At 54.6% G+C, this 12,974-nt stretch carries 8 protein-coding genes and 1 tRNA gene; 3 read left to right on the top strand and 6 right to left on the bottom strand.

Annotated elements, in window-relative coordinates; translation table 11 throughout:
* Positions 1-125: 125 nt before the first annotated feature.
* From F3J10_RS01095 to F3J10_RS01085, 3 genes are all read right to left on the bottom strand, one after another.
* Positions 126-995, bottom strand: a complete 870-nt coding sequence (locus F3J10_RS01095) for a T6SS immunity protein Tli4 family protein (RefSeq protein WP_167240638.1) — start codon at positions 993-995, stop codon at positions 126-128.
* An 80-nt stretch (positions 996-1,075) separates the two neighbouring features.
* Positions 1,076-2,806, bottom strand: coding sequence for an alpha/beta fold hydrolase (locus tag F3J10_RS01090; protein ID WP_167240637.1), 1,731 nt, complete (start codon positions 2,804-2,806; stop codon positions 1,076-1,078).
* The gene (locus tag F3J10_RS01085; protein WP_167240634.1) at positions 2,803-5,481 is read right to left on the bottom strand and encodes a type VI secretion system tip protein VgrG; all 2,679 of its coding nucleotides are present in this window, start codon (positions 5,479-5,481) and stop codon (positions 2,803-2,805) included. Before F3J10_RS01085 ends, F3J10_RS01090 begins: the two co-directional genes overlap by 4 nt.
* Before the next feature lie 616 nt (positions 5,482-6,097).
* On the opposite strand from F3J10_RS01085, the gene F3J10_RS01080 reads away from it, so the two are divergent.
* The 3 genes from F3J10_RS01080 to F3J10_RS01070 all read left to right on the top strand — a co-directional run bounded on the left by F3J10_RS01080 (position 6,098) and on the right by F3J10_RS01070 (position 8,739).
* Positions 6,098-6,172: transfer RNA gene (locus F3J10_RS01080), tRNA-Gly, on the top strand.
* A gap of 108 nt (positions 6,173-6,280) precedes the next feature.
* Complete coding sequence (locus F3J10_RS01075; RefSeq protein ID WP_167240632.1) at positions 6,281-7,654, top strand: site-specific integrase; 1,374 nt, start codon at positions 6,281-6,283, stop codon at positions 7,652-7,654.
* Positions 7,655-7,761: 107 nt separating this feature from the next.
* On the top strand, positions 7,762-8,739 hold the full coding sequence (locus F3J10_RS01070) for a replication initiation protein (RefSeq protein WP_167240630.1): 978 nt from the start codon (positions 7,762-7,764) through the stop codon (positions 8,737-8,739).
* Positions 8,740-8,869: 130 nt separating this feature from the next.
* Here F3J10_RS01070 and F3J10_RS01065 read toward each other — a convergent pair whose 3' ends face one another.
* The 3 genes from F3J10_RS01065 to F3J10_RS01055 all read right to left on the bottom strand — a co-directional run bounded on the left by F3J10_RS01065 (position 8,870) and on the right by F3J10_RS01055 (position 12,939).
* Positions 8,870-10,669 (bottom strand): hypothetical protein, encoded by a 1,800-nt coding sequence (locus F3J10_RS01065; protein WP_167240628.1) that lies wholly within the window; start codon positions 10,667-10,669, stop codon positions 8,870-8,872.
* Positions 10,670-11,066: 397 nt separating this feature from the next.
* On the bottom strand, positions 11,067-12,365 hold the full coding sequence (locus F3J10_RS01060) for an MT-A70 family methyltransferase (protein WP_167240626.1): 1,299 nt from the start codon (positions 12,363-12,365) through the stop codon (positions 11,067-11,069).
* Between the two features lie 70 nt (positions 12,366-12,435).
* Entirely contained in the window at positions 12,436-12,939 is a 504-nt protein-coding gene (locus F3J10_RS01055) for a hypothetical protein (protein ID WP_167240624.1), read from the bottom strand.
* Positions 12,940-12,974 lie beyond the last annotated feature (35 nt).

Here is a 12,974-nt window from a genome sequence, read left to right as displayed (position 1 = left end):
TATTCGTTCTGGGAGTTCGCAGCACATTCAGCTCCCGGCAACCCTTTGCAGTGCTTGGCTCCACTATGTTTCGCATGTCCGACTAAATAGAAACTTCCAAAATACCAACCAACGGCGTTCGCAATTCAACGACGCTTGAGCGAGTTCAAAATCGCATCCCACGCCGCAAGGAGTGAGCCGACTTCTTGATCTTTAACCGCCTCATAGGAATCAAGCGTTGCGTCAATCCCGGGCTCACGCACACCATCCTCACCAGGCATTGCGGACCATTCGAACGAAGCAGTCTTGGCTGATTTGTCGATGAGATCGTATTCATCACCCTTCCGACCGTCAATTTTTCGTTCTTCACGGCGGACAATCGTTGACGACTGGGACACAAAATTTGCCAGCGGCAGCGGTAGATTTGACATGCGAGAGATAATGTTTTCTTTGGTCCCCTGATCGCCCGAATCAAAGTCAACTCCAAATCTACTTTTGATTTCCGGCAGATTCACCACCATAGTCACAGATTCCATTTGTTCGCGGTCGCCAGAAATAAACCCGCGATCGATACAAATTCCAGCTTCCTTCGGGACATCTAGATTTTCTCGAGGACGAATTAATTGCATCAATTTCGATATAGCGGCTTTCGCCCCGACGACCGAGTCGGACAATACCTGAACGGTGAACGAATACAACACATCGCTCTTTATCATATAGCCATGTATCGTGTGCAAGTCTTGACCGTCTTCCGATATCTGGAAGATCGAAGATTCGGGAGAGCTATTAGGCGAGTCGATCAATTTCGACGCGGCTTTCCCGGTGCCAGGCTGCGCGTCCGCCGCAACTTTGTGCTTCAGCAATTCTGCGTCGGCCGGATACTGCACCTCGATTCGGATACCATTTATTTTCTGCCCAATTTTGAGATCGGTTGCAGATTTCGGAAGATCGATTGTGTAACGACCGACGCAAACAGTGCGCATTGATTCGGACATTGATTGGGATAGGTTACTCATGCTTGAATCCTGATGTCGATTGCAGGCAGCGAGTTGAACAAGAGCAATTGTGAAAATGATCTTGATGTACGCGTTAGCTCTCAAACGTCACCCCAGTCTGCCTTTTGGGCGATCTTCGCAATCGCATATTTTGTGACAGCCATCACGTTAGCCATCTCCGGAAGGTAGGCGCTTTGATGATCAAACCCGTCAAACGCAAATTGTTCGATCGCGCCACCACGTTTGCCCGGCGCTAGGCCCGATTCGTGCGGCACGGTACCATCACCGGGCGACTCTGCATCGCGGATCGAAAAACGGTCCCGTAGATCACCCATCCAAGACGAGTCCGCCACCCGCGCTTCTATTGTCCCGCTACCATTGTCGCTCGTCGGCAATCCGTCCATCGCAAGTTTCTTCAGCTCCGCGTTACTATCGAAGACAGACATGGGTCCTCGCATCGCGAAACGTAACGTCCCAATGTCCCACTGAATCTTACCCCACGCCTTGTGCTCGGAGTCGGAGCCAAAGAACGCGTATGTCACCGGGTGATAGTAGTCACCTAGCGACGCATGAAACTGCTCTGCGCTAGACAAACAGACCATATATTTTGCCCACGCGGGATCGGTTTTGGTGACCACCGTTCCGGATTCGTCATATCTCACGCCAGAGTCCCCGCCCGGATCTAGCCAATCTGGATTTACGAGCCTCCACCAGCGACTACGTTCACTATAAATCGTTTTGTAGGGGTTGCCCTCGATCGGGTAGCTGACACCGCCCGCTCTAACAGTAAGCCATCCACCCGGATAATTTTGGTTCGGGAGTAATTGCAACCCCCCAGGAGACTGGCCTAGAACGGGCGCCACATCCGGGCCATATGCGCCCAGGAACATCCACGTTGCGATTGACTTCAAAACTGTGATCGGGTTGATGGAAAATCCACCCGCCTCATTGCCAGCCCGCATGCGCTTGTAGGCCGCCGGCGCCCCGAGAGCAGGCATGGCTCCATGCAGAATGCCCAGCACCTTGTCTGAGGCATTACCCATCTTTGGATGAACCGCTGCCCGAGCTACCAAGCCTCCCATCGAGTGGGTTACTAAAATCACCTTTTGAACTGCTTTACCACCCCACTTGTCCCGGTAATGCTCGAGAATCGCGTCAATTTCCCGCGCTAGGTCTTTTCCAGACTGCTCATTCGATTGAAGCCAGTTGTACCCCACTGCATGCACGGGATACCAGTACTTCGCAACCTGCTCCAACTCTCGCTTCGTCAAGCGAAGAATCTGATCCTTACCATCCGATTTGACGGCAACGCCATGTGATATGTACGGCGTCCACGAACCATCAACGACGGCCTCATTCTTGGCCGAATCCCATCGCACGACATCGTTCAAATTCGACTCAAGATACTCGAGCAGAGGGCCATAGCTTCCCCAGAAAATAGTTCCCCAGCCACGGGACTGAATAAGCTTAGCCGGGAAACCATTGGTTGCATTTGCCAGACGTTGGCCACCTACATCGATGTCGCGATCCACCTGAACGTTTTCAGGATTAAAGACCTTTTTTCTTCCGGCAGGGTTCAATCCAATAATCTTTGTCACTGCTCCCGTGAGATCCGGCCGCCAGATATTGACGATCTTTTTCGATTGTGTGACGTCTTTCGATTTCAGGTTCGAACCCATGATGCCGGGGACAAAGATCACCGGAATGATCCGATCTGGATGCATCAAACATTCCGCACGAGTCGTCATACTCGTTGGCGATGTCTGCGAATGCCAGACCGGGAGGCCATCCTCGTCGTAGCTGCGCGCTACGGTCCTCGTCTTATCGTTCATCCCTCACCTTCGGGCAAAAATTTGAGGCGCATTCCTTCGATCATCGAACTTTTCTGTACTCCAGTTCCACCGTTCGGGTCGGTCCGGCCAGTAATCACGGACCCATCCGCACGCGTCAGTTCAAAGCGCCGGTTCGCCATCGGCTGACCGGTCGCGTGATGACGAAGTATGAACTCCTCGTCGTGCGGCATGTTGGGCCATTCGTTCATTGACTTCGACAAGGAGGTCGGTCCAGAGAAATTATGCGTGGTGCCCTTGATGTCGATCTTCCCCGGGGCATGAATCTCGATGTTGCCACCCGAGATGCGAATGTACGCACCGCCGGACGTCAGAAGTATCTCCTGTTTCGCAATGGCCTCGACGCTCTCGGTTGCCGCCAGCACCTTCACGGTTTTCTGCGCGGTGACTTCGACATTGTCCGCATGTGCCTGGATCTCAACCTTTCCTTTCGCGGCAAACAGCTTCATCCCGGCGTTCTGAACGAACAGGCTGATCTTCTCCGCAACACTTGCTACCAGCGACTTGCCACTCGAGATGAACGTGCTCTGGCCGCTAACGATGTTCGTTTGATGCTCGCTCGACACATGCGCGGAATCCTGCGTCGACAACGCGATGCCGGCAGGGGCCGCAATCAACATGACCGGCGATTTGAAAACATTCGCGCTGCCCGTACCTCCCCCCGCGGTTGTGCCGCCCGACGATGTTCCCTGCACACTATTCTGAGTCGCATCGGTAAAGGTTTTGAGCGCCTGGTGGCCTTCATCCAGGCTTTCCGCCTGGTGCGTTTGACTCGCCTGCGACATCGCCTCGACCACGGTTTCGGCATTGACGAGTTGTTGCTGGGCCTCGCGTACATCCAGGGGTTGGCTGCTAGCCGACTTGGGATGGGCGGTCAGATATAGACCTTGGGATGCGCGGATCGCACCATACGCATCTGACCTCAAATCGAAGCCAGATCCAAGATACGAACCTCGTGTATTGCCGCTCTGATCGATCAGATAGCCCAAATGCAGCATGCTGTTCGCGCTGCTGCTCATCAGTTGGACCCGGTTCTGACCGGTCGCGTCGTCCATCACCATCTGGTTGTAGCCGCTGCCGCCATATTCCTTGGAGCGGTTCCCGGACAGAATGCCGTTGCTGTGCCACTGCGGGCTAACTTTTCCGTTGTAGACGCGATGCAGGACGATCGGTCTATCGCAATCACCCCCTAGATAACCGACCAGTACCTCTTCACCGACGCGGGGCATATGGACACCACCGTAGCCGCCGCCCGTATCCGACTGGGCCACTCGAACCCAGCACGAAGCACCCGCGTCACCCTGATTCTGTCGGTCCCAGATGAACATCAGCTTCACGCGGTTGAGTTCGTCCGTGTACACCTCCTCACCCTGCGGGCCGGCGACGATTGCCGTCTCCAGGTGCATCTCCGGCTTCTTGTGTTCGAACGGGCTACGGTATGGAACCGTGGTACGTTGCGCCTCGACTTCGACTAGGTAGAAGCCCGCCGAACCGTCATCATGATTGACGAAGACTCCTGAGAATTCCGCTTTTGCCCGAGCCAACTCATCCTGCAAGCTGTGCGGGAAACTGGCCTCCTGATCCGACAGTGGCAGGTTGTTCTCGATGTAGCGCCATGCCTTGATCACGGCAAACTCTCGCTGGCTGGCAGGATCGCGATCATGCTCCGGATGACCGCTCAATTCGAATCGCAAACCCGCATCGATGCCGCGCACGCCACCCGCTCCGGTGAAACGCTTGGCGCGTGATTCCCATTCTTCCAGATGCACTTTGGAAAGATGCTCGCCTCGATCCTGTCGATCGTAGGTGTAGGCCCCCGTGTACTCGTAGACCTCGGTCTGCTCGGGCAGATTGCCCTGCCCAGCCATGGTCGGCAGTGTCGTGCCCTTGGGATTGGCACCCACTGACGGCGCCTTGTAGTCAAACGTGCGGGTTGTATGCACCGAACTCTGCAAAGTCCGTGAACCCGCCCACTGCGTAAACGCATCCACTTCACTGCCAGCGCCGGCTCTGTAAAACTCGACAGGATTGCTTTGTATCTGATCGAGCGAATGAACGTCGTCGGTCATGACCAAGGTATGCGATTTACCATCCTTGTTCTGCCGCCAGAAACCGAACAGACCTTCCTCCTCCATCAACCGATGGACAAAATTCCAGTCAGATTCGCTTTGACGACAATACGAACGCGATGGCAGCGGCTTCGACAATGCAAACTGGAACTGCCCGCTCGCCTGCGGATGGGCGTTGAACACATCGGCGATGATCGCGTCGACGCTTCGATCTTGCCAATACCGCATGTCACGACGGTATTTGAGGAAGTGCATCCAGGAAGCGAACGTCAGCTGATAGCTTGCCTGGCTGCCTTCAGCACCGAGTCGGCGAGCCGTATGGATGTAGCCGTTGATTGGCAAATAGGACTTGTCTGCCTGCAATATCCAAAGCGTCATCGGCTGCGCGATCAGCGTTTTCAGCTCGATGTCGCTGGCCGTCGACACCATATCCAGAGTGACGCGAAAATCACGGCCGAGCTCGGAATAGCTCACGGCGCGACGAGGCACGAGCGCGTTATCCGGCAACGACGGAATGTCCGTCTTCAAGAGACGATCTTGTTGGATCAGCCCACCCTGCAGTGACTGAATCAAATCGGTCAGGTTCATGTGCTACCCGGTTCTTGTTGACGGCAAGCCCGACGAGGCTCTTTCTCTCATAGGGATGCCCACACCCCTTGCTCTGCAATGGCGAGGGCGGCCGCTAGGGCCGTCGCAGCCACCCTCTGAGTATCGAAAGGCTTTTTTAATAATCCACTGCCAGCGATCAAAGCAGCAAACCGGCCACTGATACCTGCCGCCATCATATTGCAAGCGAAGAGAATTTGATTGCGCGTTAGCAGCGCAGGGGAACATTCAGAATCCATTCTGACAAAACATGACATTCATACGCCCCTGTCGGAATTGCGAGGTCATGGTTCGCCAAGGCATCCATCTACTGCCACTGCTGAGCGTCTGACAAGTATCGGAATCGGTTTTTCATGGGGCCAGCCCAACTACGGCAGCCTGGATTCTTATTTTCACGATAACGAAGATCAGGAACAACTCGATCAGCTAGGTGGCAATGCCAAGAAATCCATTCATGCAATTACGACATCTCCATAAGAATATCGCGCGCTTCGATCATGCCGCCCTCCCCCACCCACAAGAACCTCACGAGCCGCAAAACTCCCCGCCCGATCCCTCTTGCCCTCCCCACCCACCTCCCTGTACAATCCCCCGTTCTGCGGGCGTCGTATAATGGCCATTACCTCAGCTTCCCAAGCTGATGACGTGGGTTCGATTCCCATCGCCCGCTCCAAAACCGCCTCAGCCTTATCTGACAAGGCTTTCCGGGTGGTGCTGGAGAATCCAACCCACACGTAGCACCCACAGACTGCTCAATAAATAGGCACATGGAGATCATCCAGTGCCTGTCAAAATCCCTCGTCTCGTCCGCGACAGCAAGACGGGAATCTTCTATTTCCGCTACACCCTTCCCCGTCACCTGGCCGCCCAGATCGACCAGACGAGCATTTATACTTCGCTTCGGACCAGGAACAACAAACAGGCTCGCGCAATGGCCGCGATGCTCAACTATGGGATCGAAATGAGCAAGCCAATCGACCTGAGCAAGGTCAGGGAACTTCTCAAGATCAATATCGCCGAGGGTGTTTTCGAAGCAGATACCGAGAGCGAGCAGGAACGGGGGCTGAGAATCCTCGAACAGATGGCGAAACTGCGAAGCACAGCAGCGGTGAGCCCCAACCGGTCAGAAGAACGGCGCAGCGTGTCGGCCACGGTTATCGAGCCGGTCGCCCAGATCGAAAAGCGGAAATCCCGCAAGATGGGCGAAGTCGAGCCGTTCTATATTCAGGAAATCGACGCCACCTTGCGGCCGGCAACCGTCTACAAGCACAAGCAGACCCTCAAGCTTTTTCTCGGGCAGGCTGGCGATCAGCCGGTTGATGCCTACACGAAGGACGACATCAAGTCGTTCAAGACCCGCATGCTGAATGAAGGCAAGGTTGCTCATACCGTCAACCAGTGCCTTTCACATCTGCGAAGCTTTTTCGCCTTCGCCACGAATAACGGCTACGCCAAGATCGAACAAAATCCGGTAGACGATATGTTTATCAAGCACGCCAAAAACAACATCAAGAAGCGCGACATGTTCTATGACGACGACCTCGCAGTGATTTTCGACTGGACGAACTATCGCAAGCTCGCGATCAAGCCCGATTACTTCTGGGGCCCGCTTATGTGCCTCTACTCGGGCATGCGCATCGAGGAAGCGACCTCGCTCGAACTGAACGACATCAAGGAGCAAGATGGCGTGCACTTCTTTCGCGTGACCGATGCGAAAACAGAGGCCGGCAACCGCATTATTCCTATCCACTCCAAGCTGATCGAGCTCGGGTTTATGAAGTTCGTAAAATTGTCCCAGTCCGCCAAGAATCGCGAAAATGATCGACTGTTCTGGTATCTGGTGGATGGACACAACGGCACGAAGAAAAATTTGTCCCGGCGTTTTTCCGAGTATCTGGTCAAGATCGGCGTGAAAGACCCAACCACCTGCTTCCACTCGCTTCGGCACACTGTCATCACCCGCCTTTCGGCGAGGATGGTAAACGACAGTACCGTCTACCAGTTGACCGGGCACGTCGACAAGAAAAACGCGCATTTCGACTATCTGCATCCATTGCCAATGCTCACTCTTCAAGCCGGAATCGAGGCCCTCGACTTTCACGAGCGAATCGATCTAAACCAGTTCAATCCCTCCCTCGCCTTTACCGTGTTCTGAACGATCGACATGCAATCTCAAAGCCGTATAACGCGATAGTCTTCCAACGGCCTTGACTTCGAGGAAGAAATTTTGTTTGTTAGTCTTATGACTAACAAACAAAATGAATGAACCGACAACTAGAAGACTTCTATAACCATCTGAACGAGGCCGTAGTCACCACCAACGATTTCGCCGAAGGCACCAAGTTTCGCAAACGCGAGAAGGTCGATCAATTCGCCTACTGCGGCCTCAATCCCGTCTATCGGGCATACCTCAGCTTCGACCTAGACCAGCCCGCATCGGCGTTCCGGTTCGAAGATGTCGAACTGCCAGCACCCACAATCATCACGGTGAACAGGAAGAACGGGCATTGCCACATGCTCTACCGGCTCAATACGCCTGTTGCGTATCACAAGAACAGCCGAAGCGCCCCGCAGGACTATTTCGAGGCGATCCAGTTAGCGATGGAATCCCGCCTGTCGGCCGACACCGCCTTCAATCACGCCGTCACGAAGAACCCGCTGCATCCTGCCTGGGAAGTCATCACCTTCCCTACCAGCTTCGACTTGGCGGATTTCACCGAATGGATCGACCTGCCCCGATGGTCGGCCAAGCATTCGGTACCCGAGCACATACAGATCCAAGGACGAAACGACGAACTGTTCCACACGCTTCGCATGTGGGCATATAGTGCCGTGCGCCAGCACGACGACCTAGATGCCTGGTATCGATTCGCACTCGCCCAAGCAGAAGATATCAATGGGCATTTCGACCGACCACTGCCGTTTTCCGAAATCAAGGCCACTGCTCGATCCGTGGCGAAGTGGCATTGGAAAAACCGAAACACCGCTGATAGCCGTCGACATGTGCTGACTTTCACCGATGAAACGGCAACCGAACGCATGCGCAGCGGCGCAGACCACACCAACGCCGTGCGACGGCAAAAATCGCTGGACACGCTGGTCAAAGCAGCAACCGAGCTATATTCCCTCTACGGAAGCGAACTCAGCCGTCGCCTACTTATGGAACACACTGGCATGAACATCAAGACCGTCAGCAAATATTTCCGAGAAGCAACGGCACACCTCCGACTTGGAGATTGATCAACTTGGCATGCAAGTCCGTAGCTGACCCCTTGCCCAGACCGCGCAGATTAGCAAATCTCATACGGATGGGCGATACGTCTCGCTGACGAAAGTGCTGCCTAAGCGGCACGATAACGTGCACCACGCCTCATGCCTTTGCCTCGGCGTGCTCGATTCGATTCCAAAGATCATGAATATGCACAGTGGTGCCAGCTACCCCAAGCGAAGCTGGCATCGGTGTAATACTTGGCACGTGTCCATACTCTTCAACTAGCCGGGCGTGTATATCTCGCAAAGTGCGCTCTGCAGGCCCGATCTCCATCCGCGCGCGAACAAACTGTGGCCAGACTGCCATAGCCAGATCAGGCGCATCGGTCTTGATGCCATAACCTTGCGTTCGAACAGCCGACCTTGAAATGGCAAAGAGAAAAATACTTCGGACTGCTTCGCGGCGTTTTTGCTTTAGCCGCAGAGATTTGTCGAGCGCGGAAATGCCATTCTCTTGAATCCACGACTTCACCTTCCCGGACCAATCTATCAGCTCTGCGGAAAGGTTAACGGCCTTGCTTCGCAGCTGCCGGACATCGTTCGTGGAGTAGTCTTGCCACTTCAGTTGGAAGAGGCCAACGTCACCGGTAAGCCTGTCATACACGACTGCGTCAATGTCAGTCAGGATTGACGATGCGCGACGTAATTTGAGGTTGCCCGGGAAGCATGCATATCGTCCCCCTCTGAACATGCCGTACAGATTTGACCGCATCCAATCCTCTCGATCTGCGGCAATGGCGTGTTCAGTGCGCGAATCCAGCCATTGATGCTGAGTTTTGGCCGCCGTAAAAGGGTTGCGGGTCAGGCACGACACCGGGCGAAGGATAAAGCCGTTGCCCAAATCAAAGAGCAGCGGGATCAGGGGTGTCGAATGATTGGCCAATTTCTTCGCCTGGTCCGATGTCATTGCCACAGTACTGAACGCAGCGCGAACGACAGACTCCGGACGACCGCTCATGAGAGAGATCGACTCTTCTAGGTCAGACCTTGGCCCCCAAATAGTCAAGCTCTGAGGGACCGACACTTGGCTAAATAGGTTTTTGGCGACCGATACACAGCCAAAATGCTTTGCATGAAGGCTGATGAGCGCCGCGCAGACGCTTGCAATTTCCGACCCACGGATGGAGCCCAGCTGTGCGTCAGGATGAATGCCTGATTCCTCGCGCCAAGTCGTCGCCAAGGCCAATGCCTCCGCCATGTAGTGCTTGTCCACCTCGATGCGAGCGTCGTAGGCAACCATGACACCTCGTCCGGTGTCCCACGGTCTCACCAGGGGCTTAATGAGCTCCTCGATGTCTGGTCTGAGCCAACGCTTGACCGGTGCGTTGGCTAGAGCCATGTAGTTCCCCGGCATGTCGGGAAAGCGCAAGGCATCTCGCATCGAAGCCATGGTCCAGCCGGTGCCCGACGACGGCAATCCCGCTTCCGCAGCTTTGAGGCGGTCCAACTCGCTAGCATCGGTGAACTGAGCCCGCGCGTCCTCGTCCATGCTGATTTGGAATTCGTCGCCATCCCTAGCAATTTTCGCGATGCCCCGTTCGCTCATGTCAGCCAGTCTTCGCAGCAGCGAAACCTTGCCAAACTCTTGCATCAGCCCGACGGCGAGGCTGCGTGAATGCTGCGTACTCTCCATGAGAGGGAAGGCACCGCGCTGCTCCAACGGCTCGAAGAGCTCGGCGACGGACCGGTTCCATCCCCAGCACATGAGATCAAACGATTGCTCTTCCCCTTCTTTTCTTGCATTAGTGAGCTTGGAATATATGCTCCAATAGTCCATCGCACGGACGACTTCAATGAATAAAACGAAGCGGCCAAAGGCATCGCTGGGAAGCTGTTTTTGGATGGTCGCGAGGTGGGTATCAGCCAGCTCTCTAAGCGCTTGGGCGACTGAGTCGGTCATGATTCTGCTTCCTGAGGCTACGCTGAGCCTTAATCATATTTTGGTGAAACATTATGGCTCGAAGTCTAAAGCAGCGTGGACGGATTATGGGACTGTGACCGCTTATGGGCCGATTTCACCATTTTTCGACCGGAACGGCCCCAGTCAGGTAATTAGCCCGCATGCTCGGATCGCGTCCGCGCACAGCCGACGGCAGGACACCGCACGAGCGGCATGCAGATCAGCGGGAAATTGAAGTCCAGGACAGGACGACAAGGCAGAAACTCTAGCCCGAAGGGCAAACAGAAATAAAAAAATGGCCGAAGCACATTTCGACCATTCTTGTACTACCTCAATCATCAAGCTACTTATATTAACCGCTCTGCGATGTGCTCATGTGCAGAAGGGCTTTTTACCTCTATGCTGCCTGCGGCACCGGGTCATTGACCGCATCGCCTGCCTCATCCACTTCCACCAGCTCACCCGCCGTCGGCTCGACCGCCATAGCATCGACGATCTGCTGACCGAGCGGCACCGCTGGGCCGTGCTGCACTTCGTTACCCCAGCAGTGCCAACCGTCGCGCGGAACACCACGGCGGAACAGCTCCATTTTCGGCAGATCGGGGTACATCGCCTCGATCACCTCATAAAACTCGTCAGGCTTCTGACTGTGCACACGGCGATCAAACTGGAACACCGACGCAGATCGCGATTCCGCAGCAACTTGGGGCATGCGGTGACCGCGAAGCCCGAACAACAGCACCTCATGGTTCACACGGAAATACTGGCCCATCCCACTGGCCCCTTTGTGCCAGATCGCCTGCGTGATGTAGCGAAAGCCCCAAGCTTCGATAACCTTCAGCCCGTCGGCTACCAACGATGCAGGAACCCACAGAAACAGAGCCGCATCGTCAGCAACTGAATTGCTGTCGCGAAGCAGATCGCAGATCTCGCTCGTGGCCATCGTCGGATAGCCGAGGGTCGTTTCCGCCATATAGTCCCAAGGGGGATCGGCATAGACCACATTAAACGGCCCGACCGTGTGATCGAAGGGACGATTCAGATTGCGGATCGCCTGCACGGCGTTTGCCTGAAGCTTCCGCCTCTTTTCGCTTTCCTCTTTGCGGGCCCGTTTGGCTGCCTCGGTCAGTTTCTCTGCCGACTCCGTCACCAGCTTGTCCAGTTCGTCCTGCGACAGGGTAATCAAAGCCACGGCATTGCTCACATCGAGCCGACCGGAGTCAACTGCTTCGATCAAGCCATCATGCCCAGCCTTGATAACCTTGCTGGCCCGCTGCAACGAATCGACCGACACATCCAGATCGGCTGCGGCCTGCTTCTGGGATACCGCCTGAGCGGTATGCTGATTCGCACCCAAGCTCGTGTTCGTCAGCCTAGCAGCAATCATTGCCCTCTGGCTGTCATCGAGGTGACGACGATGCAGATTCTGACTGACGATATACGATTGCACGGACATTCCAAGAGACGGGACAGCCAGGAAGACCGGATCGATCCCAAGTTCGCGACAAGCCCGCAGCCGCTGGCGACCGTCAACGATCTGGTTGTGATGCACGAGGATCGGCATCTTCTGGCCATTATTCCTAATGTCCTGCTTGAGCTGCCAGAACTCCTCGTTGCGCATGGCCGGAAACAATCCGGTTGCCGGGTGGACTTCAATCTGTTCGTAAACATTCACTTCGTTATTAGTCGTTTTCATATATTTTCCTTTATATTATTTAGCATTCCTACTGTTTTAAACGTCTACTCGCTCTTGACCAGACGATTTCTTAGTTGAATGACACCGTGTCGCCGCGAAACCTAGTCATCATTTCCGCAGCCTCATCAATGATCTGATCGTGGAGCTTCCTCCAGCTCAGACCGGTGTGCCGCCGGTACTCTTCGGTCCGATCGAGCACGATCATGAAGGGTCGCTCCGCCTCAATCTCATCAAAGATCTCCCGATTTTTTTCTTCCATCAGAAGAGCCCCGATGCCAGACTTGTAACTTTCCACCTGAAACACCGGGAAGGATTGCCTCTTGTAAATAATCTGAAGACGCCGGACACGGATCCCCTCGCGGTAGCAATCTACGGCCACAATTTCATAGGTATCGTTCGGGTCGCCCACCTGAAAGGGATCAATTTGGGTTTTCCGATGTGTTTTTTTACTCATAAGATTTCTCCTGTAAGGTTGATGAATATCGCCACCTGATTCAAACCGGTCGGTTTTCCTTGCGTTGTGTCGATGGTGTTCATCATCCGCTGATCCCCCACGAAAACCCAATGCCAGCATGGGGTACCATGCGAGCATCAAAATCGATGGAATCC

Source organism: Burkholderia sp. Cy-637 (genome assembly GCF_011753175.1).
In the GTDB taxonomy this organism is placed as follows: Bacteria; Pseudomonadota; Gammaproteobacteria; order Burkholderiales; family Burkholderiaceae; genus Burkholderia; species Burkholderia gladioli.
This window is presented reverse-complemented; position numbering and strand designations above follow the sequence as displayed.

What these genes read in the sequence shown, in the direction of transcription:
- F3J10_RS01095 (WP_167240638.1), bottom strand. Translation starts at nt 995, where the DNA reads ATGAGTAACCTATCCCAATCAATGTCCGAATCAATGCGCACTGTTTGC.
- F3J10_RS01090 (WP_167240637.1), bottom strand. Translation starts at nt 2,806, where the DNA reads ATGAACGATAAGACGAGGACCGTAGCGCGCAGCTACGACGAGGATGGC.
- F3J10_RS01085 (WP_167240634.1), bottom strand. Translation starts at nt 5,481, where the DNA reads ATGAACCTGACCGATTTGATTCAGTCACTGCAGGGTGGGCTGATCCAA.
- F3J10_RS01070 (WP_167240630.1), top strand. Translation starts at nt 7,762, where the DNA reads ATGAACCGACAACTAGAAGACTTCTATAACCATCTGAACGAGGCCGTA.
- F3J10_RS01065 (WP_167240628.1), bottom strand. Translation starts at nt 10,669, where the DNA reads ATGACCGACTCAGTCGCCCAAGCGCTTAGAGAGCTGGCTGATACCCAC.
- F3J10_RS01060 (WP_167240626.1), bottom strand. Translation starts at nt 12,365, where the DNA reads ATGAAAACGACTAATAACGAAGTGAATGTTTACGAACAGATTGAAGTC.
- F3J10_RS01055 (WP_167240624.1), bottom strand. Translation starts at nt 12,939, where the DNA reads ATGCTGGCATTGGGTTTTCGTGGGGGATCAGCGGATGATGAACACCAT.